The sequence below is a fragment of the Lysinibacillus sp. A4 genome, from assembly GCF_024919535.1.
In the GTDB taxonomy this organism is placed as follows: Bacteria; Bacillota; Bacilli; order Bacillales_A; family Planococcaceae; genus Lysinibacillus; species Lysinibacillus capsici.
This window is the reverse complement of sequence record NZ_JANWTB010000008.1, coordinates 90431-111242: the sequence shown is the minus strand read 5'-3', so window position 1 is coordinate 111242 and position 20812 is coordinate 90431. Positions and strand designations below refer to the sequence as shown.

19 protein-coding genes are annotated in these 20812 nt (G+C 35.4%); 13 read left to right on the top strand and 6 right to left on the bottom strand.

The genetic code is table 11. The annotated features are described in order from the left end of the window. Window positions 1-188: 188 nt before the first annotated feature. Window positions 189-2138, top strand: coding sequence for a methyl-accepting chemotaxis protein (locus NY607_RS16930; RefSeq protein WP_259420041.1), 1950 nt, complete (start codon window positions 189-191; stop codon window positions 2136-2138). Window positions 2139-2199: 61 nt separating this feature from the next. On the opposite strand, the gene NY607_RS16925 is transcribed toward NY607_RS16930, so the two are convergent. Beyond that, window positions 2200-2619 carry a VOC family protein gene (locus NY607_RS16925; RefSeq protein ID WP_016992246.1) on the bottom strand — a complete coding sequence of 140 codons (420 nt, stop codon included), beginning with the start codon at window positions 2617-2619 and terminating at the stop codon, window positions 2200-2202. 235 nt (window positions 2620-2854) lie between these two features. On the opposite strand from NY607_RS16925, the gene guaC reads away from it, so the two are divergent. Together guaC and NY607_RS16915 are read left to right on the top strand one after the other, a co-directional pair. Beyond that, a complete protein-coding gene (gene guaC, locus NY607_RS16920) occupies window positions 2855-3838 on the top strand; it encodes a GMP reductase (RefSeq protein ID WP_004233490.1) in 984 nt (327 codons plus the stop codon). Between the two features lie 194 nt (window positions 3839-4032). Then, window positions 4033-5763 carry a methyl-accepting chemotaxis protein gene (locus NY607_RS16915; RefSeq protein WP_237898917.1) on the top strand — a complete coding sequence of 577 codons (1731 nt, stop codon included), beginning with the start codon at window positions 4033-4035 and terminating at the stop codon, window positions 5761-5763. A 55-nt stretch (window positions 5764-5818) separates the two neighbouring features. Here NY607_RS16915 and NY607_RS16910 read toward each other — a convergent pair whose 3' ends face one another. After that, window positions 5819-6043: a hypothetical protein gene (locus tag NY607_RS16910; protein WP_004233486.1), complete on the bottom strand. Its 225-nt coding sequence runs from the start codon at window positions 6041-6043 to the stop codon at window positions 5819-5821. A 207-nt stretch (window positions 6044-6250) separates the two neighbouring features. Here NY607_RS16910 and psiE point away from each other — a divergent pair, with 207 nt between their 5' ends. Beyond that, window positions 6251-6703, top strand: coding sequence for a phosphate-starvation-inducible protein PsiE (gene psiE, locus NY607_RS16905; protein ID WP_131521775.1), 453 nt, complete (start codon window positions 6251-6253; stop codon window positions 6701-6703). 17 nt (window positions 6704-6720) lie between these two features. On the opposite strand, the gene NY607_RS16900 is transcribed toward psiE, so the two are convergent. Continuing rightward, window positions 6721-7977, bottom strand: a complete 1257-nt coding sequence (locus NY607_RS16900) for a GNAT family N-acetyltransferase (RefSeq protein WP_259420040.1) — start codon at window positions 7975-7977, stop codon at window positions 6721-6723. A 130-nt stretch (window positions 7978-8107) separates the two neighbouring features. Here NY607_RS16900 and NY607_RS16895 point away from each other — a divergent pair, with 130 nt between their 5' ends. Next, window positions 8108-9115, top strand: coding sequence for an HAAS signaling domain-containing protein (locus tag NY607_RS16895; RefSeq protein ID WP_237898919.1), 1008 nt, complete (start codon window positions 8108-8110; stop codon window positions 9113-9115). A gap of 151 nt (window positions 9116-9266) precedes the next feature. Beyond that, window positions 9267-10415 carry a SpoIIE family protein phosphatase gene (locus tag NY607_RS16890; protein ID WP_131521772.1) on the top strand — a complete coding sequence of 383 codons (1149 nt, stop codon included), beginning with the start codon at window positions 9267-9269 and terminating at the stop codon, window positions 10413-10415. Window positions 10416-10454: 39 nt separating this feature from the next. Here NY607_RS16890 and NY607_RS16885 read toward each other — a convergent pair whose 3' ends face one another. Together NY607_RS16885 and NY607_RS16880 are read right to left on the bottom strand one after the other, a co-directional pair. Then, entirely contained in the window at window positions 10455-11309 is an 855-nt protein-coding gene (locus tag NY607_RS16885) for a CheR family methyltransferase (RefSeq protein WP_237898922.1), read from the bottom strand. A gap of 5 nt (window positions 11310-11314) precedes the next feature. Beyond that, on the bottom strand, window positions 11315-14056 hold the full coding sequence (locus NY607_RS16880; RefSeq protein WP_259420039.1) for an ATP-binding protein: 2742 nt from the start codon (window positions 14054-14056) through the stop codon (window positions 11315-11317). Window positions 14057-14245: 189 nt separating this feature from the next. On the opposite strand from NY607_RS16880, the gene NY607_RS16875 reads away from it, so the two are divergent. From NY607_RS16875 to NY607_RS16845, 7 genes are all read left to right on the top strand, one after another. Next, window positions 14246-15436 carry a M14 family metallopeptidase gene (locus NY607_RS16875; protein WP_131521769.1) on the top strand — a complete coding sequence of 397 codons (1191 nt, stop codon included), beginning with the start codon at window positions 14246-14248 and terminating at the stop codon, window positions 15434-15436. Window positions 15437-15616: 180 nt separating this feature from the next. Further along, window positions 15617-15946 (top strand): PadR family transcriptional regulator, encoded by a 330-nt coding sequence (locus tag NY607_RS16870; protein WP_004233468.1) that lies wholly within the window; start codon window positions 15617-15619, stop codon window positions 15944-15946. After that, window positions 15943-16350, top strand: a complete 408-nt coding sequence (locus tag NY607_RS16865) for a permease prefix domain 1-containing protein (RefSeq protein ID WP_048395459.1) — start codon at window positions 15943-15945, stop codon at window positions 16348-16350. Before NY607_RS16870 ends, NY607_RS16865 begins: the two co-directional genes overlap by 4 nt. A gap of 41 nt (window positions 16351-16391) precedes the next feature. After that, a complete protein-coding gene (locus NY607_RS16860) occupies window positions 16392-17009 on the top strand; it encodes a hypothetical protein (RefSeq protein ID WP_259420037.1) in 618 nt (205 codons plus the stop codon). 12 nt (window positions 17010-17021) lie between these two features. Further along, the gene (locus NY607_RS16855; protein WP_259420036.1) at window positions 17022-18053 is read left to right on the top strand and encodes an alpha/beta fold hydrolase; all 1032 of its coding nucleotides are present in this window, start codon (window positions 17022-17024) and stop codon (window positions 18051-18053) included. Window positions 18054-18140: 87 nt separating this feature from the next. Continuing rightward, complete coding sequence (locus NY607_RS16850) at window positions 18141-18548, top strand: MarR family transcriptional regulator (protein ID WP_054548503.1); 408 nt, start codon at window positions 18141-18143, stop codon at window positions 18546-18548. A 144-nt stretch (window positions 18549-18692) separates the two neighbouring features. Next, complete coding sequence (locus NY607_RS16845; RefSeq protein WP_259420035.1) at window positions 18693-19352, top strand: hypothetical protein; 660 nt, start codon at window positions 18693-18695, stop codon at window positions 19350-19352. Window positions 19353-19729: 377 nt separating this feature from the next. On the opposite strand, the gene NY607_RS16840 is transcribed toward NY607_RS16845, so the two are convergent. Beyond that, window positions 19730-20809 carry an ankyrin repeat domain-containing protein gene (locus NY607_RS16840; RefSeq protein ID WP_237898930.1) on the bottom strand — a complete coding sequence of 360 codons (1080 nt, stop codon included), beginning with the start codon at window positions 20807-20809 and terminating at the stop codon, window positions 19730-19732. Window positions 20810-20812: the final 3 nt, after the last annotated feature.

The following is a 20812-nucleotide window of genomic DNA, read 5'->3' as shown; positions in this document are numbered from 1 at the left end:
TTCTACAAATAATAGCGTTGCATAACTTTATTTTCCAGATTTTTCAGAAAATTGTGTTGATTATTATTCATTTTCCTCTTAGAATCAGATTAAACATTTGAACGACTTAGGAGTCTACTAGTGTAATATAACCCATCTCGTAGTTAATTCTATTACACTTAATAATGTCGTTTAAGGAGGAATACTATATGAAACGAATCAGTTTAAGAAAGAAACTCATCTTTGCATTTTTAGTCATACTTCTCATTCCCGCACTTTTAATCGGGTATACCTCCTTTAAAAGTACCAAAAATCAAATACTCGAAGAGCAGCAAGCAAGCGCCAAGGAAAGTGTGCGTATGCTTAATAGTAATATTACCAATACAATTGCTCCTAGAGTTCATGATATCGAATATTTTGCCAAGAAAATAAATCAGTCTTATTTACAAGATGATAAAAAAGCTGAATTAAAAGGGCTTTTTCAGGAATATGTAAATACACACCCAGAAGTGGAGCTAGTATATATAGGGACTGCTGATGGGCGGATCATTGATGAACCTGTCCATGACTATGCAAGTGATTATGATCCTCGTAAACGTCCTTGGTATATAGAAGCCATTGATAATAAAGGGCATGTATCCATCACTTCTCCATATATCTCAAAATCAACAAATAACATCGTTGTAACAGTTATGCAAGCTCTTCCTGATGATTCTGGCGTAATTGCCTTAGATTTAAATATCTCTCTTCTAAGTGCACTGACAGATCAAACACGTATTGGAGAAACGGGCTTTGCCTCTCTGTTAGATAATAATAAGTTATATATTGCTCAAAAAGATAAGGAAAGCGGCACAGAGGCAACAGAAGATTATATTTCAAAAGTTTACGAAAAGCAGGAAGGTATTATTACTGAAGGTGACCGTCATTTACGCTTTGAAACAAATGAAATCACAGGCTGGAAGATAATTGGTACAATGTTCATTGCAGAGGCTACTAACGCTGCTACCTCAACCTTTACTATTACATTACTTATTATTGGTATTTCTATTATTGTTGGTATTATCTTTATGCTCTCAATGATTAAATCTATTGTTAACCCAATTAAACAACTACAGCAAAGTGCTCTTAAAATTAGTGAAGGTGATTTGACAGAGTATATTGATATTCATACGAAAGATGAAATAGGACAGCTTGCTGAAGCATTTGTCTCAATGAAAGTTAGCTTAAAAAGACTGATCCGCAATGTTGATCAAAGCTCACAACATGTTCAAACCTCGGCACAAGGCCTTTCAGCGAATGCTGAGCAAAATATCGCTGCATCTGAGCAAGTGACAGAGGCTATGCAACAGGTAGCGATTAGTACGGAAAAACAAACAACAGGAATCGATCAAAATGCTGTTTCTATTGAGGAGATTGCAAAAGGTGTTGTAGAGGTAGCAGATAGTGCCCTACAAGTTTCAGACCTATCCAGCCAGGCCATCCAATTAGCGGAAGAAGGTAGTCAATCTGTTGAGCACACTGTTAATCAAATGGTATCCATTCATGATTCTGTGGCTCAATCCGATACGATGATTAAATCCCTTTTTGATCGTACAAAAGAAATTGGCTCCATTATAGAAATTATTAGCGCTATTTCAGACCAAACAAACCTTCTTGCTCTTAATGCTGCTATTGAAGCAGCACGAGCAGGTGAACACGGTAAAGGCTTTGCAGTTGTAGCAGATGAAGTACGTAAATTAGCGGAGCAATCTCATCAATCAGCAGAGCAAATTTCTACTCTGATTACTGGCATACAACAAGATACAGCTAAATCTGTACAAACGATGACGAAAGCTTCTGCAGACGTTCAAGAAGGTTTACAGCTATCCGAGGATACGAAAAAGAAATTTATAAGTATCGTTGGAAGTCTTCGAGAAATTGCTCCTAAAATGGAGGATATATCAGCTTCAGCACAAGAAATGTCTGCCGTTGTAGAGGAGGTATCCGCTACTGCTATTGAACTGTCAGATCATGCAAAACTAAACGCAGCTGCATCTGAAGAGGTTGCCGCTTCAACGGAACAAACATTATCTTCCATGCAGGAAATCGCCTCTTCTGCTAAAACATTGCTTGATATGGCAGATGAATTACAAGGCTATGTAGATCGTTTTAATTACTAAATAAGAAAGCACGATGATACTTGGTTTAGCCCTATCATCGTGCTTTTATCTTGTTATTTAATTATTCATTTACCTCATGGCTAAATTGCCATTCAACGCCAAATTTGTCTGTAAGTGAGCCGTAACATTTGCTCCAAAATGTTTCTTGAAGCTCCATTCTCACGTTACCACCTTCTTTAAGCTTATCAAATGCTTGACGCATTTGCTCTTCATCATCGGATACAACAGCTAATGTGACATTATTCCCTGTGGAAAATGGCATGCCTGGAAATGTATCTGAGAACATAATTCTACTACCGAATACAATAAGTCGTGTATGCATGACAAGATCTTTTGCTTCTTCTGGTAATGGATAGTCTGGATTTTGTGGTGTCTCTCCAAACGTCATAATTTCAGCCTTGTCCGTATTAAAAACGTCTTCGTAAAACGCAACTGCCTCTCGACAATTTCCATTAAAATTCAAATAAACCTCTACTGCCATTTTCAACACTCCTTTGTCATTTTTTGAAACAATTCTATTGTACATGGATTACAAAACATAACACAAATTATAACTAGAATATTTCATCTTCAAAGTAAGTTTGCTCCTTTCTTTTTAAATTTTTTATTTATTTTCACAAAAGCTTTGACATTTACTCAAAAATCATGTAAATTACCAAATGGCGAACAATTTAAATTAAATCTTGAAAAATATTCGTATTTTAGGAGTGTATATAATGGATAACGTATTTGACTATGAGGATATTCAACTTATTCCCGCAAAATGTATTGTAGAAAGTCGTTCAGAATGTGATACTTCTGTTACTTTAGGTGGTCACACTTTTAAACTGCCAGTAGTACCTGCAAATATGCAAACAATTATCGATGAAAATCTTGCTAAGAAACTTGCTGAAAACGGTTACTTTTACATCATGCACCGTTTCCAACCAGAAACTCGTCGAAACTTTATTCTAGAAATGCAAGGAAATGGCTTAATTGCTTCTATTAGCGTTGGTGTAAAAGAAGAGGAATATACATTTATCGAAGAATTAGCAGCTGCTAATTTAGTACCTGATTTTATTACAATTGATATTGCACACGGTCATTCAAATGCTGTTATTCGTATGATTCAGCATATTAAAAAGCATTTACCAAAAAGCTTTGTCATTGCAGGTAATGTAGGGACACCTGAAGCGGTGCGTGAGCTTGAAAATGCTGGTGCAGATGCAACAAAAGTTGGGATTGGACCAGGTAAAGTATGTATTACTAAAATCAAAACAGGTTTTGGTACTGGCGGCTGGCAACTAGCTGCACTACGTTGGTGTGCAAAGGCTGCTACAAAGCCAATTATTGCTGATGGTGGCATTCGTACACATGGAGATATCGCTAAATCTGTACGGTTTGGTGCTTCAATGGTAATGATCGGTTCATTATTCGCTGGTCATGAAGAGTCACCTGGTGAAACAATCGAAATCGAAGGTAGAACAGTGAAGGAATACTTCGGCTCTGCTTCTGAATTCCAAAAAGGCGAACGTAAAAACGTCGAAGGTAAGAAAATGTACGTTGAACATAAAGGTAGCATCAAAGATACATTAATCGAGATGCAACAAGATTTACAGTCATCTATTTCATATGCTGGTGGCACAAAGCTAGAGGCTATTCGCAATGTTGATTATGTGATCGTGAAGAATTCTATTTTCAATGGAGACAAAGTATACTAATCGATGTAAATCCGCTATTTTAAGCTTCAACATCACCCCAATTAAGAGCTGCTTTTTACTCTTGGTTGGGGTGATTTTTTTGGGACTCTTCACTTAAAAGACAATATTTATTTTCAGAATTTTCTATTTTATTAAAAAATTATATATTATAATAGAACTATATTGAAGGAATGAAGGAACGGGGGTTGTATCTTATGAAATCAGTACGTAATAAACTTGTTAGTCTCGCTATTATCGTTATTCTACTATCAACAGGCCTAGTTGGAACCGTCAATTATATGGTCGTGAAAGGAGAACTCGATCAGGTAGGTAGAGATAGTCTTAAAAACGGCACACTTGGCATACTTGAACTTATTGCACAGTTAGATACTCAAGTTCAAAATGGGAAATTAACGCTAGAGGAAGCTCAGGAAAGTGCTAGAACACAGATCGTTGGTCATAAAAATGAAGATAACAAAAGATCCATTGATAATCCCGTTAAATATGGAGATAATTTTTATTTCTATGCTTTCCAAGATAGTGGTATGGTTGAAACCCACCCCTCTCTAGAAGGACAAAATATCTCAGATTTACAAACAGAGGATGGGCGCTATTTTGTACGAGAAATGATTGAAGCAGCAAATGCTGGAGGAGGATATGTACGTTATGATTGGGCCCTTCCCTCAAATCCTGAAATTGTTGCGCCTAAGATTACTTATGTAGAAAAGGACAAGCATTGGGGCTGGATTATAGCAGCTGGTACATACGAAATGGACTTTAATGCGGGTACAAAAAATGTTTTATATTACACACTAGGCATGACCTTCCTTGCAACGATTATTGGTGTATCACTCTTCTGGTTCTTCTCTGGACGAATGACAACCTATATACGAAAAATTATGGTCATTACATCTGATATTGCTAAAGGCAAGCTAACTGGTGATGACATACCTGTTACTACAGAAGATGAACTCGGTATACTAGCTAGTAACGTGAATAATATGAAACGTAGCTTATACGAAATGGTCAACAATACAAAGGATAGCGCGTCCCAAATGCGCGTTTCTTCAGAAATGCTGAGTGCCATTACTGAGGAGACGACTGCCTCTGCTGATGAAATTCATCAAGCCATCAATGATATATCTAAGGGAGCTGTAGTACAAGCTGAGGAAGCAGAAATGGCCATTAGTAAAGTAGAAACATTGTCCTCACTTATCTCAAATGCTACAGATAAATATAGTGAGATTACAGAAAATATGAATATCATTAATCAATCTCAAGAAAACGGTAGACAAAAAGTAGATGTATTACTTCAAAATTCAAGTGAGTTTACGCAAGTGATTGAGGAATTGAGAACAACTTTTTCAAGTTTGACGAGCCAAATGAAAGAAATTCATCAAGTCGTACAAACAATTACATCCATTTCTGAACAAACAAATCTATTAGCACTAAATGCAAGTATTGAAGCAGCCCGTGCAGGTGAACATGGCAAAGGGTTTGCTGTCGTAGCTGAGGAAGTCCGTCATTTATCTGAGGATACGAATGAAGCCACGAATCGGGTTAGAAATCTATTACAGCGTATTGAGGTCGATACCGCTAATTCAGATTCAAAAATGATACACACGCTCCAACTGTCACAAAATCAGGCAATGTCGATTACGGAAGTAAAGGGAGCCTTTACTTTCCTAGCAGACTCCATTCATGACATTACAAAGCACCTTGTTTCTTTAGACAAAGGAATGAATGACATGGCGGAAAATCGAATAGTCGTGATGAACGCCATCAATGAAATAGCAAGTGTCGCTACACAATCTGCCGCAGCTACTGAACAAATTAATGCTTCTATTGACGAACAAAAGTCAGCGGTGACATCTATCATGCACTCCTCTATGGAGCTTCATACAGAGGCAGAGCGTATGTACGACTTGGTAGAACGCTTTACATGATAAAATACTATATAAAAAAGAATGCTACGCATATCCGTAGCATTCCTCTTTTACATTATAGTTTGTTAATTACTGCGTGGATTGTTTCCTTAAGCTCTGCATCGTGATCTGCTAGATCTACAAGGTTTCCTAGACGTTCACGTAATACAGGACGCTCAATTACTAGCTTTTCATCAAGTACTTGTACCAGTAGCTCGATAATAAGTCGATCACGAACATTTAACGCTTCTTCTAAACGTTCTGGTGTAATTTTCGCATCAGTTTTTGCAGCTTTTGCCATTTTAAAAACCCCTTTTATATTTTATATTCATGCACATCTATTTTAGCATACCACTAAATTATTTTGAAAACTTTCTTTCATTAAAATATACCAAAACTTTACAAAATCATAAGAAAAGATTTACGACAAATTGTTATATTTATATCATAATACACAGCTACTCGACCATATGATGATGTATTTACAAAACTCGATTGGAGGAATGGGATGAATCAAAAAAATACGACTTATTTACAGCTCATTAAAGTTGTGCCAAAATCTCTACAGCTCTTTCTCAATGTTTGCCTTGTACTATTAGCACTCATTCTCTGTTTTTTGTTATTTAAGGAGCTAATTGAATTTCTTAAAATATTACTATTCGCTAAGGAAGATGGTGATTATAAACTATTCCTTGCCAATATTCTTATTTTCTTTTTATATTTCGAATTCATCACAATGATCATTAAATATTTTAAGGAGGATTACCATTTTCCACTTCGATATTTTATCTATATAGGTATCACAGCGATGATTCGATTAATTATTGTGGAGCATGATCATCCTCTAAATACGTTAATTTATTCATTAATTATCCTCATACTAATCATAAGCTACTTTATTATCAATATAACGCCACTTGAAAGGCCAACACGTTCTTCCATTCTCATCAAAAAAGATTAAAAGCCCTCACGCCCATTCTAAAATGCCGATATACATGTGGGCTTTTCAAACACATAGAAGAATTGCTGTAAAGCCTGTAAATACTGATTATCGCTAATCTGTATTCGACTCAGCATAAATAGCTCTTGGACCGTTACGACGCCCATTACTAGTGATGAAAGCTCAGCTACATCTATCGTTACTTCAACATCATAGCTATCACTTTCTAGCAATTTAATTGTACCGTTAACAGCCTCAACAATAAGTTGCTGATTATTTTTTGCCAGTAACGAATCCATAACATTCAATTTAAATGTCAAAGTGACACCGTTAAAATTGCGTGTTAGGAGCTCATCAAAAAAGCCCTTCACATTTATGATACGGTACATTAGACCAACTCCTGACACGGCACTTGCGTAATATACACTTGGAATTAAATGATTTGTACCATTTCTTACATCCTCTAAAAAGAAATGGACATTTTCTTCTTGTGTATTCCATTCGATTCGGGTTACTTGATCCGCTTGACTGTTTAAAAATGTACTAAGCTCTAGCAAAGCCTCAGGAGTTTCATAGATCCACTCTTTAATGACCAAATTATTGAGCATAAAATTACTATCGCTTTGTTTATTAAAAGAAAAGGCAATATAGCCCTGAACTGTACCTTCCTGTTCCATTGCAATCACATAGTTATCTGGATTATTAAAAATAAAAGATAGTTCCGATTGTGTTTTAAGAAACATCCCATGTTTTTTTGCTACTACCCTGTTGTAGCAATCTACTAGCTGTTGTTGATCTTCAACTGTCAAATATTTAAGGTGCTTTTTGGTTGGTCCTTTAGGGAAGCTCGAAGGCTCTACCAAGTATTGATAGATTTTCGGTCCATAGCCAAAACCCATTTTCTTATAAAAATCTGGTCTAAACGGATACAAAGCCACAAAATGAATATTTTTTTCTAAAAAGATGTTAAAGAAATGTTGGATTAATTCTTTTGCAGCCTTCTCTTTTTTATGTAATAAATCAACTGCAACAAGTCCTACCCCACCAATTGGTAACATTTTAGAGAATAGATTCATTTGAAAGTCATGTAGTCGCATACCACCAATGAGTTTGTCCTTTTCCCAAAGTCCATAATAATGAAGAGATTCATCGTTGCTCTGATTTTGCATAAAATGCTTTTTCAGCTCTTCTTTTGTTGTATGTGTTCCATTCAATCTTCCTGGATATGCACCTACAACGATATTTACAAAGGCTACAAAATCTTGCTCTTTTAATAATTTCTCTACGACCCTCATTATGTCCCCTCCATTTTCAAATTGTTGCATGTTGTTCACGAATTTTTCATATTAATTTTTATACCCCATAATAACATATATTACCACGACCAATTAATGAGTACTGAAAATGATTAAAGGAGGAAAATGTATGACTTTAATTGATTCATATATTCACGAAGTGACTAAAAGGCTACATAAAAATAAACGTGAGATAATCAAGGTTGAACTAAAGGCTACTATTGAGGATATGTTGCCAGAGCAATATACAGAATCTGAGGTGAAGGAAGTACTTAGGAAGCTTGGAAGCCCTTCAGAAGTTGCTGCGAGCTATCAGGTTACTCCCCACTTTTTAATTGGTCCAAAGAATTTTGAACAATATACAAGAACCATCAAGCTAATTATTCCTTGGGCAATTCTTATTACGATCATTGTTCAAATAATAGAGAAGATGGTTCTCTATTCTGGAGAAGAAGCACTTCTCACAACCATTATTACAGCATTTGTAGGGATTATTGTTGCAATTATTGCTGTGTTATTTCACGTTTTGTTTTGGCTTACGGTTATTTTTATTATTAAGGACCGTTCTGGGGCTGAAAAGTTTTCGATCCCTTTTCTGAGAGATACCAAGCCATGGTCACCTGATGATTTAATACAAATTAAAAAGATTCCCAAAGATAAAATCATTCCTATAAGTGATACGATTTTTAGCCTTTTAGGAATACTTATTTTTTCTTTTGTTTACTGGAATGCCTATCGTCTTTTAGGTATTTATACAACGAATGACAACGGCAGCTTGAAATTTGTTATGCCTATCTTTAATCAAAATATTTTACAAGCGTTTGTTCCCATGGTCTTACTATGTATTATCCTAAGTCTAACTTTAACCTTATTAAAATGGCGTGCAGGACAGTGGACAATGCCTATCGCCATCACTAATGCACTACTTCAAAGTGTAGGAACAATTGTGTTTATTTTAATAGCGATACACCAAGATTTTATTCACAGCGCCTCTATTCCTTATATTGCGGCTATAACAGAAACAACCTCAGCTAAAGTTGCCTTCACTATTGATAAAATCCTACTTGTCAGTATAATTATTGCTGTTTTAGCAAATGCATTTGATATCTACCAAGGATTTAAAAAGGCGAAAATATAAATTCCTTTTAATTCATGTATTTAGTAAATCACACATTCAAATCGCCAAAATACCTTTATTCTTTGATGTTTTGTATAATGATAAAGTTGAAAGTATTTTATATACATGAAAAATAATCTGCACAATTCAATCAGAGTAAGGGGAAAGTACTATGACCATTCTTCTAGTTGATGACAATCAAGTCAATTTATTTGTCATTGAGAAAATACTAAAAAATGCAGGTTATGAAAACTGTGTTTCTCTTTCATCTGCTTATGAGCTATTTGATTATTTACAATTAGATGCACCCAATCCGACAGGAAATTCAGTAGATTTAATTTTGTTAGATATTATGATGCCGGAAGTAGATGGTATTGAGGCCTGCAAACGCATTAAGCAAAATGAGAGATTAAAAGATATTCAAATCATTTTTGTTACAGCACTTGAGGATAAAAACAAACTGGCAGAAGCCCTAGACATTGGTGGTGTAGATTATATTACTAAACCAATTAATAAAACAGAGTTGCTTGCCAGAATGCGTGTTGCCTTACGTTTAAAGGCGGAATTAGACTGGCACACACAGCATGAAAAGAAAATACAATATGAACTAGATTTAGCAACCCATGTACAAAGGAGTCTTCTTAGCCCACCGTTAAATGAGAAGGACATCCGTATTGAAGTTTCTTATTTACCATCCTCTAATTTGGCAGGAGATATGTATTATTGGTACAAAATAGACGATCATCGTTATGCCATTATATTATTGGATATGATGGGTCACGGTATATCGGCAGCGTTGGTTTGTATGTTCATCTCCTCTGTTCTAAGAGAGGCGGTTAAGCAATTGGTGGAACCTGAACTTGTCATCCAAGAACTGAATCGTTATATGACGCTATTACAAGATGGGAAAGAGAATAATCTTTATTATTTTACAGCGATTTATTTAATCATTGATACAGAGCAAAAAACAGTCGAGTACATAAATGCTGGCCATCCTCCTGGATATGCACTAATCGATGAAAAATCATGTATTCCATTAGATCAGGGTAGCTGTGCAGTCGGTTTCTTCGATGAAATAAAAGTAAAAAAGCAATCTATTCAATATGAGCATGACATTCAAATCGTGTTATTTACAGACGGTGTATTAGAGGCAATGGGACCCTGTGAATTAGAATCAGAAAAGCATTTGCAAACGCTAACATCCTCCAAGTGGGATTATTCACAATGCCTAATCGATAACCTTTTGCCTAAGGATAAACAAGAGAATCAGCCTGATGACATGTGTGTTTTAATGATTCAAGCTAGCACTAAAACTATATAAAAAAGCAGAGGCTATCCGTTAAAGATAGCCTCTTACTCATTAATACATTTTTTGATAAATTCTTTCGTTTCCAGAAATCTCCTTATACTTTGAAATAACCTCTTCAAATCGCAATGTTTCTTTATCCCCTAAGCATAAAAAACCTTTGTCACTTAGACTTTCATAAAATAATTGATGTACCTGGCTCTGCAGCTTAGGTGAAAAATAAATAAGAACATTTCTGCACAGAACAACATGAAATTCATTAAATGAATGATCTGTTACTAAATTATGTTGAGCAAAAATAATATTTTTCAATAATGTTGGATGAAAGTAAGCATATTGATAATCTGTTTGATAGTATTCTGAAAAAGCATGGGCACCTCCAGCAAGCATATAGTTTTTTGTATATGCCTGCATTTTATGAATTGGAAAGGCCCCCTTCTTAGCTTTTTCCAATACTTGCTCGTTCATATCTGTTGCATAAATTACAGATCTCTCTATTAGCCCCTCTTCTTGAAGCAAGATAGCCATAGAATATACTTCTTCACCTGTTGCACAACCTGCATGCCAAATACGGATTTCTGGATATTCTCGTAAAACGGGGATGACCGTTTCACGAAAGGCCTTAAAAAAGGTTGGGTTGCGGAACATCTCTGTTACATTTATCGAAAAATCGTTTAATATCTGCTCTAAAAATTCTTTATCATGAATGACCTTTTCTTGTACACGTGAAATCGTTGGGATGTTATTTATCCCCATCCTATTGTAGATTCTGCGCGAAATGGATGAACGATTATATTGACGAAAATCATAGCCCGATAAACGATAAATAGCCTCTAGTAACAAATCAATTTCTAAATTTGTATGCTTATTTAATTGTATATTTTGCTCCAAAGGCTGAAATTGTTCCATGTTCATTAACTCCCCTTAGAAACTAACCATACTCTTAAAACTGATATTAATTGATCTAAATTTAATGGCTTACTAATATAATCAGATGCACCTGCCTGCAATGATTTATCACGGTCATTTTTCATCGCTTTAGCAGTCAATGCAATGATTGGCAAATCGATACGTTTCATTTGCTGACGAATAATAGTCATCGCTTCATAGCCATCCATATTAGGCATCATTATATCCATCAGAACAAGATCGATATCTGGATTAGCCTGCAAGACCTCTAAACATTCTAGCCCATCTTTGGCAACTAGAATGTGCATGCCTCTTTTTTCTAATGCCGTTTTTAACGCATAAATATTACGGTTATCATCATCAACTATTAAAATATTTTTCCCTTGAAACACCTCAACCTCAAGTTGAAGGGCTTCTTCCATTGCTACTGGCTGCTCTTTGATTTGTTCCTCTTCCACCGTCGTAACAGCCACTTCGTTCATGGCAAGCTTTTGGCAGTGCTCCTCTTCAATTCCATTTGGTAGGCTCGGAAGCGTTAACGTAAAGCTACTACCTTGCCCTTCAGTACTTTGTAAAGTAATCCAGCCACCAAGTAATTTGGCAAATTCCTTACAAATAGAAAGACCAAGACCCGTTCCACCATATTTTCGGACCGTAGCTCCATCTGCTTGCTGGAATGATTCAAAAATCAGCTGGTGTTTGTCTTTTGGAATACCTATTCCTGTATCTGAAACTGTAATTTCTAACCAATCAGTACTTATATCCTGCATATTGTTTGTTAGTTGTTCTGGTGTAAGCTGGTTAATGTCTAATGTGACAGAACCCTGCTCAGTAAATTTAAAGGCATTCGATAATAAATTCTTTAAGATTTGCTGGAATCTCTTCTCATCCGTATAGAATACATCCACTACATGATCTGCCTTCGAAATATGGAATGCTAAGTTTTTCTTCCTCGCAACTGGTGAGAAGGTATGTTCAATTTGTACAGGTACTTCGCTCATATTCACTTCGTTAAAAATAATATCAAGCTTCCCTGCCTCGACTTTAGATAAATCTAATATGTCATTGATTAAAGCAAGTAAGTCCTCTCCTGAAGAATGAATAACTTTAGCAAACTCTGCTTCCTCGTCTGTTAGATTGTGTTGGCTATTTTCTGCTAGCATTTCCGATAATATTAATATGCTGTTTAAAGGTGTTCTTAATTCATGTGACATATTCGCTAAAAATTCGGATTTGTAATTGGAATTAAGGATAAGCTGCTCTGCACTTTCTTCTAATTCCTTCTTCGCTTTCTCTAGCTCTCTTGATTTGGACTCTGCCTCTTTCGTGCGTTCCTCAAGCTGTTCATTAATCATTGTCAGCTCTTCCGTCTGCATTTGTAATTCCTCAGATTGTGTCTGAAGCTCCTCTGATTGAACCTGTAATTCCTCAGTCATTGCTCTTGATTCATTCAATAGACGAACAATTTCCATACGCCCTAAAACGCTATTCACTGTTAGCCCAAAGGTTTCAGTGACCTGTCTCACGAGTTCTTGCTGTAACTTACTGAACTTAGCCATTGTTGCTATTTCAACAACCGCTATAACTTCATTTTCAAAAATGACAGGAATCAATAAAATATTTTGTGGTCTAATCTCACCTAATCCCGTTTTGATTAAACGATAGTCTCTCGGAATATTATCATAGAATAGTACTCTTTTTTCTAATGCACATTGACCGATTAACCCTTGTCCTATTTTGAAACTCTCCATACCAACACCTTCATCCGTGTCAGCAAAAGCAGCCTTTTTCACAAACTGTACTTGGTTCTCTGTAACTTCCCGAACATAAAATGCGCCAAGGGATGCTTGGGTTTTTTGTGCTACTTCTGATAGGAAAGTCTCCGCTAATTTTGTAATTGCTGAAATACCTTGATAATTTGTCACGATTTCAGCTACATTGCTTTGTAGCCACTCTCTTTTTTCAACTGACTCTAAAAGTGTATTCGTTGCATTAGCAAGTTCATTCACTTCATCATTTGTATTCACATGAATTCTTCTTGTGAAATCACCTTTTGTAGCTGCTATTTCTTGAATTGTTTGTGTTACTTCCGTTATCGTTTTTACAATTGAACGGGAAATACCACTAGCGATGGCAATGGCTATTGTAGAAACTAAAATTAAGATCCCAAATAAAGCACTAGTTAATTTACTATTTCGCTTGTCTAACTGACTAGCCTTCGCCTGTGTATAAGCATTTTCAGTGGCACGGAATGAATCGAATAATTTGCGCATTTTTTCCATATCCTGACGACCATTATCCACTTTAAAAAAATTATTTACTGCTTCTACATCATTATCCTTTTTATATTGAATAGTTGGTTCCCCTGACGTTGCAATCCAATGTTCAATTGTTTCCTCTATCTCTTTAAGTTTGTCCTGCTGAACTGGTTTATCTTTCATTTGTTGATAGAGTTCATTAAAATCTATTTTCCAATTTTCAGCTGCATTATCGTAGGGTTCCAAATAACTTTGCTTACCCGTAATGATGAAAGCTCGCTGACTTGATTCCATATCCAATATATATTTTTCAATTTCATTCGTTAAAGTTAGAACATTGGAATCGTACTTAATAATAAAATTTCTTTCCTTCTGCAAAGATGTAATTTGATTATTTAATATGACAACCGTCGCAAGTAGGCAAAGAATGATTACGATATAACCTAATGAAATCTTTGAGCGTATACCCAATTTTAATCTATTTAACATTTGGTTTTCCTACCTTTACCTTTCTTTTACTTTAGTATGATTACTAGTATACATGTAAAAATAACTAATTATCTCCTATTTTAGATTCTTAATAAAGTAATTTTGCTGAATTTGTATCAATAAGTCTATGCATTTATCATATACATTTTATATTGAACCATTTCTAATTTAATTAAGGAGAGAAAACATGTGGATATTATCGTAAGACCAGGAGATTCACTTTGGCATTTCAGTGAGGTATTTAAAATTCCTCTTCAACTCATTTTAGATTCTAATGAAAATATAAATCCCCAATTTTTAAGAGTTGGACAACGGGTTCGTATTCCTGGTTTTGTGACCAACAACTATCAAATTAAACAAGGAGACTCTTTTTGGCAGATTGCCCAGAGCCGAAACCTTCCCCTAGTCGCCCTCTTGCTTGTTAATCCTGAGTTCAGTCCAAATCGATTACAAATCGGTCAAATGATTCGCATACCTCAACGTATCACATGGCGTTTAGTTGAAGGTAAGCAAAATTACACGTATACCCATATGATGAACGATCTCAAAAAGCTCCTTGACGCATATCCTTTTCTTCATAGCTCAAACATTGGCAGCTCCGTTTTAGGGAAAGAGCTACCTGAGCTGTCAATTGGCCATGGTGCAAAACGTGTACACTATAATGGCTCCTTCCATGCAAACGAATGGATTACTACACCTATTATTCTAACATTTTTAAATGACTATTTGCTCGCCCTCACCAATCAAAGTAGTATTCGTGGAATTTCTCCATTTTCTCTTTATCAGCAAACATTCCTTTCTATCGTTCCTATGGTAAATCCTGATGGCGTAGATTTAGTAATACAAGGCCCACCAAATGATGAAGCATTAAGAAATCAACTAATTGCATGGAATAATGATAACGCTGATTTTTCTGGCTGGAAAGCAAATATTCATGGGATTGATTTGAATGACCAATTCCCTGCCAAATGGGAGCTTGAAAGTGCCCGTAATCCAAAAACACCAGGGCCAAGAGATTATGGTGGTGAAAGACCACTATCTGAACCTGAAGCCATTGCAATGGCTGATTTGACCAAGCAACGTGATTTTTCAAGAGTATTAGCCTTTCATACACAGGGACGTGTCATATATTGGGGTTTTGAAAATCTAGAGCCCCCAGAATCAGAGGTGCTTGTAAATGAATTTAGTAGAGTAAGTGGCTATGAGCCCGTTCAATCTGCTGGAAGCTATGCTGGTTATAAAGATTGGTTTATTCAAGATTGGCGTAGACCAGGCTTCACTGTTGAATTAGGAAGTGGTACAAATCCTTTACCAATCAGCCAGTTTGATGACATTTACGAGGAGTCTTTAGGGATTTTCCTTGCTGCATTGTATATGTAAAAAGAGTACTCGAACTCCATTCGCTATGAAATAGTCCTTTTGGGCTTTTCAGCGAATGGGTTTTTTTATTGAAAATCTCATCATCATTGTAAAAAAAGGGGAATAAATTACTTTGACAGACAGAGTAATGTTTGCTACTATTACTCTGACAGATAGAGCAATAAAAAAAGTAGGTGACTTATGGTTCGCAGTGATATTATCCGAGGACATTTGGATTCGATTATTTTACGGTTAATTTCAGAAAAAGACCGTTATGGCTACGAAATTTCTCAGGAAATAAGTCTCCGTACAAACAATCGGTTTCAAATCAAGGAAGCAACTTTGTATGCAGTTTTTCAACGTCTCGAAAAAAAAGAAATTATTGAAGCCTATTATGGAGATGTCTCACATGGAGGCAAAAGAAAGTATTACCGTATTACATCATTAGGTAAGGCCTATTTAAATGAGCTAGTGAAAGAATGGTCGGAAGTAAAGGAAATAATCGATTTATTTATGGAGGGCTTAGAATGAAAAGAATAAAAAACCATATTGATGAGCTTTTTAAAGACATTCCTCGAACTAACGAAACGGAAATGGTTAAACAAGAAATCATTGAAAATCTTGAAGAAAAAGTATTTTATTTGATGGACCAAGGTAAAGAACAAGAGGATGCCATTAATAAAGCCATTGTAGAATTTGGAGATATCGAAGACTTAAAGCAAGAGTTAGGTGTTAAAGAACCAGCAAAGAAAAACATGGCTAAATTAAACTTAGAATTTTCAATTTGGGGTAGTGGCTTAATCATTGCATTTTTTATTTTTATTAATCTTTATTACACACCACATACTATTTGGGCAATCTATCCGATTTTCGCCATTCTTTGGTGGCCTTTATCGATGTACTTTGTGTGGTCTCGTAAGAAATGGGGTGAATAAACATGAGGAACTTTATTAACTTTTCTATAGCGGGGAGCTTGATGACAATGATTTTTTTAGGGGTTGTTAATTATACGACATCTCCTCAAACAATGTGGTTTGTATATCCATGCTTATTGCTACTGTTTTGGCCTATTACGTTATTCTTTATGGCTAAAAAATTGTATAAACAATACTCAATTGTTTGTAGTGCCTTAATTATTACATTTCTAATAGTTGAAAATTATATTTACGCACCAGATCATTTATGGTTTATCTATGCGATTTATCCAATTATCTGGTGGCCAATCCTCATGTACTTAGATGAAAAGGCAAAAACGTTAAAAACAGCTCTAATTGGATGTGCTTCTACCATCATCTATTACTCTATATTGAATATGATTGTATCTCCTCAATACCCTTGGGCAATTTATCCTGCTTTTTTAGTGATATGGTGGCCTCTAGCTTTATATCACGCGCAACGAAAAACCTTTGTAGCATTCTCCGTTACAGCTACGATACTAATTAGTATCTTTTTCATTACAGTAAATGTTGTTTCTTCACCAAGCGTTATATGGGCGATTTACCCTATTTTTGTGACACTTTGGTGGCCTCTGAGTATGTATTTTTATGTGTATAAAAGAAAAATGTATCATGCTAGCTTTATGAAACGCATGTAAAGTAGGTATTGTATGAAAAGGATTAAAAAGTTCATTAAATATCTTGTCTTGATTATGACCTCCTTACTATTATTAGCACTTGTATTTCCAACATGGACATCATCTATAGAGGACATGAACAGCATCAGTACGCTAGAACAGGTAGAAATTAACGGCAGTGACCATGAAATCATGATACGGGGCCATAACAAAAATAATCCTGTCATCATCTTTGTCCATGGCGGACCAGGTCGCTCTGAAATACCCTACGCTAAAAAATATCAAGATTTATTGGAAACCGAATTTACAGTGGTAAATTATGATCAAAGGGCTAGTGGGAAGTCTTATCATTTTTTTGAGGACTACTCAAATCTTTCATCTGATTTGCTTGTGGAGGATTTACTAGCACTGACTGACTATATTGCTAATCATCTAGATAAAGAAAAAATTATCTTAATTGGTCATTCCTACGGTACCTATATTGCCACACAAGCAGCTGCTAAAGCTCCTGATAAATATGAGGCCTATGTAGGGATTGGTCAAATGAGTAATACCGTTGAAAGTGAGATGGACAGTTTACACTTTACGATCAAACAGGCTCAGCTTAAGAGTAACACAGAGGAAGTTGCACATTTACAGAGGTTAATGGAGGAAATTGGTAGTGGTAAAACATTTACGCCTCGTCATTTAGTGAGCAAATACGGTGGCGCTACAAGACTTATTACTAACCCTGATGGAAATATGTTAGGGATGCTTTTTAGTACCGAATATAATTTGTTAGATATTATTCGCTATAGCAAGGGGATATCCCTATCGCAAGAAGTCTTAGTAAACGAAGTCTTGCAGTCCCCACTTCCTGCGAAAGTCAATTCACTGACTCTTCCCTTCTATTTTGTAATGGGGGATTATGATTATCAAACATCATCGAATAGCGCTAAAAAGTACTTCGACCAAATTATCGCGAAGAAAAAGGAATTCATAGCATATGAACAATCTGCTCACTACCCCCAGTTCGAAGAAAAAGAGAGATTTTTCGAATGGATGCGTACGACTTTTAAAAAATAAATATTTCTTAAAGTAATTCTACACTTGGTAGCATTTATTTAATTGCTATATAATTTAATTATTAAATATTTTAGCGGACGTGATTATATGCCAGAAAATCTAAACAATGTAGAAATTATTATGAAAGAAATGCTGGAAATACAGCAGAAGTCGAAAATGTTTGTAGATCTTTTATCTGAAGGAGAGGCGTTATCACAAAACCAATTAATATTACTCCTACAGCTAAAAATAAATAATGGGATGAAGGCAACAGAAATTGCTGAATTCTTTAGTGTAACACCCGGAGCTGTAACTTCCATGTGCGATAAACTGGAAAAACTCGAACTCATACAAAGAATTAGAGAAAATAATGATCGACGTGTGGTCAAAATGGCTTTAACCAATATTGGTGACATGAAGGTTCAAGAAATCTTTTTAAAGTTTTCTCAGGATAAACTCATAGACATGGCCAACATCTTACGCGAAGTAAACCAATTAATGAATAAAATTTTTTAGGATTTCAACAAATTGAAATCCTTTTTTTATTGTTTAATTTAAGCAGTGCTTTTGTTCTTGACAAATGGAAGTAGCATATAATTTAATTAATATATATTTTAATAATTAAAATATATATTAATTAAATTATAATGAGGTGACTTTATGTTTCAAAAACTCCGTACCCTTACACAAACGAATGGCACCGTTAAACATTTGGATGCTGATTATGAACAATTAAACATTCGAGGCGCTGTATCGTTACAACAAGAAGTACACTTAATAAAAGTGTCCACTCATGGTCATAGCTCCTTCTATTATCCAGTTACAGCGCAGATATTTAATAGTACTGGCTCGTGTAAGTTAAAGGATTATTGCCAAATCGGAGAACTTACAAATGCCGGGAATATTAAAATACGTAATGGTTTTATCAAAAAAATCAATAGTTCTGGAAAGCTAATGGTTGAAGAGAAATTACAGAGCGAGCAATTTGATGCCATTGGAATAGTCAAGGCTGAGGAAATAGTCGCTAATCACTTTCATTTGAAGTTATCGGGAGAAAGCGGAATTGACAGGTTAAGGGCTGAAAATGTGGTAATAGAAAAGGATAGGATAACTCTTCTTCCGTTATTTAAAAAAATATTACGTTGTCACACAATTAGTGGAAAACACCTACAATTATCTAATACAAATGCAGAGTTTGTGGAAGGGGAAGTCGTCCATGTTGGGGAAAATAGTGTGATTGGGACACTTTACTATACGGATGATTATTCGATAGCTTCGAATTCAAAGGTGCACCACATTATACGGAGGGAAAAAGAATGATACTTCTAAAAATGCTAAAGACTTTTTTTTGCTCATTAGCTTTAGTGGTATTATCTGTACTTTATGTTGGATTACTTTTAAGCGCTGGCTTATCCATACTCGCTGGTTTTTTACGAACATTCGGAGTCGATCAAATTAAAATGGGCCTTTGGTATGGCGTAGAACTTCCTGTTATGTTCAGCATCCCCTTCGCCCTATTAATAGCTCTTCTATTGTTCTTTTGTACCACATATATTAAACGTTCTATTGTTTTTTGTTTGTCAAATCTTCGAATATAAAGTAATAAAAAAGTAAGCATATTTTTTAAATAGAATATGCTTACTCTCAACGACTTTAAATAAGTTGATTCACAATTTTATCAGCAGTTTTAAGCATTGCTAAAGCTCTCCTTCAAGAAAACGGATAAGGTATACTTCAGGTCTACCAATAAATTCTTTAAAACTACATAAGTTAGCATATTCCTCATGCTCCACATCATAGCACCCTATTTGGCCTTCTCCTTTTGGATTCCAGACTATTTGCAAATCAGAGTAATTGTCGATATTTGCGGAAAGAAGGAGGAGCTTTCGATGACCTAGCTTCATCTCAATTGTATCAGTTAGTTTGAAAAAATCGATAAAGTGAATGTCATAATCATTTGGTGCAAGCTCAAGATGCAGTCGATCTCCTGTCAGAAAATTAATCAATTCATCTGGTAACTTGTATTTTTTCAATGTCTCTTTTTTGTTTTCAATAGTATGGAGTTCTATTGGTTCTAGAGCCTTTAAGTAATTTGCTAGTTCCATATTTTTCATACGTACAGCAATTGTATAAGCTCTCTCACCATCTTTCTCCGCTAAAGTGACGTTTGCACCTCGTTCAATCAAATAGTTCACCATAGCTATATTTCCCATTCTTGTTGCAACTGTTAATGGTGTTGCTTCATAGGGATAGACCATATCAGGCATTTGATAATTAATATCTACTCCTTGATCAAGTAAATAAGTGACTGTTTTTTTATCAAAATTCGACACAGCCTGACGCAATACAGGACCTCCATGCTGCTTTATATCAAGCCCAAGTTCATGAATAAGAGGGATATTTCTTTTATTGCCATAGTAGGCCTGAGAATAGGCTCCAGAGCCCACTTGGTTATAGCCATCTAATTTTGCTCCTTGTTCAACAAGGTAACGTACTATATTTTCTTTACAATATCGAACAGCTCTTAAAAAAGAAGGATTTTTTTCCACATTTAAATTAACCCCATATCCAACTAATAATTTTACTACATCCAATCTTTGTGCAATCAACGCTAAATCCAATGGGCTTAATGATGTATGCTGACTTAAACATATCTCTTCTTCAATATTCCAGCCTTTATCCCTCGCAACTCGCAAAGCTGTAATATTGCCAGTATAGATATACATTGCAAGCTCTGGTAGTGCTGAAAATGTTCCAATATCTTGTAGCTTAATCATCTA

What these genes read in the sequence shown, in the direction of transcription:
- NY607_RS16930 (WP_259420041.1), top strand. Translation starts at nt 189, where the DNA reads ATGAAACGAATCAGTTTAAGAAAGAAACTCATCTTTGCATTTTTAGTC.
- NY607_RS16925 (WP_016992246.1), bottom strand. Translation starts at nt 2,619, where the DNA reads ATGGCAGTAGAGGTTTATTTGAATTTTAATGGAAATTGTCGAGAGGCA.
- guaC (WP_004233490.1), top strand. Translation starts at nt 2,855, where the DNA reads ATGGATAACGTATTTGACTATGAGGATATTCAACTTATTCCCGCAAAA.
- NY607_RS16915 (WP_237898917.1), top strand. Translation starts at nt 4,033, where the DNA reads ATGAAATCAGTACGTAATAAACTTGTTAGTCTCGCTATTATCGTTATT.
- NY607_RS16910 (WP_004233486.1), bottom strand. Translation starts at nt 6,043, where the DNA reads ATGGCAAAAGCTGCAAAAACTGATGCGAAAATTACACCAGAACGTTTA.
- psiE (WP_131521775.1), top strand. Translation starts at nt 6,251, where the DNA reads ATGAATCAAAAAAATACGACTTATTTACAGCTCATTAAAGTTGTGCCA.
- NY607_RS16900 (WP_259420040.1), bottom strand. Translation starts at nt 7,977, where the DNA reads ATGAGGGTCGTAGAGAAATTATTAAAAGAGCAAGATTTTGTAGCCTTT.
- NY607_RS16895 (WP_237898919.1), top strand. Translation starts at nt 8,108, where the DNA reads ATGACTTTAATTGATTCATATATTCACGAAGTGACTAAAAGGCTACAT.
- NY607_RS16890 (WP_131521772.1), top strand. Translation starts at nt 9,267, where the DNA reads ATGACCATTCTTCTAGTTGATGACAATCAAGTCAATTTATTTGTCATT.
- NY607_RS16885 (WP_237898922.1), bottom strand. Translation starts at nt 11,309, where the DNA reads ATGGAACAATTTCAGCCTTTGGAGCAAAATATACAATTAAATAAGCAT.
- NY607_RS16880 (WP_259420039.1), bottom strand. Translation starts at nt 14,056, where the DNA reads ATGTTAAATAGATTAAAATTGGGTATACGCTCAAAGATTTCATTAGGT.
- NY607_RS16870 (WP_004233468.1), top strand. Translation starts at nt 15,617, where the DNA reads ATGGTTCGCAGTGATATTATCCGAGGACATTTGGATTCGATTATTTTA.
- NY607_RS16865 (WP_048395459.1), top strand. Translation starts at nt 15,943, where the DNA reads ATGAAAAGAATAAAAAACCATATTGATGAGCTTTTTAAAGACATTCCT.
- NY607_RS16860 (WP_259420037.1), top strand. Translation starts at nt 16,392, where the DNA reads ATGACAATGATTTTTTTAGGGGTTGTTAATTATACGACATCTCCTCAA.
- NY607_RS16855 (WP_259420036.1), top strand. Translation starts at nt 17,022, where the DNA reads ATGAAAAGGATTAAAAAGTTCATTAAATATCTTGTCTTGATTATGACC.
- NY607_RS16850 (WP_054548503.1), top strand. Translation starts at nt 18,141, where the DNA reads ATGCCAGAAAATCTAAACAATGTAGAAATTATTATGAAAGAAATGCTG.
- NY607_RS16845 (WP_259420035.1), top strand. Translation starts at nt 18,693, where the DNA reads ATGTTTCAAAAACTCCGTACCCTTACACAAACGAATGGCACCGTTAAA.
- NY607_RS16840 (WP_237898930.1), bottom strand. Translation starts at nt 20,809, where the DNA reads ATGATTAAGCTACAAGATATTGGAACATTTTCAGCACTACCAGAGCTT.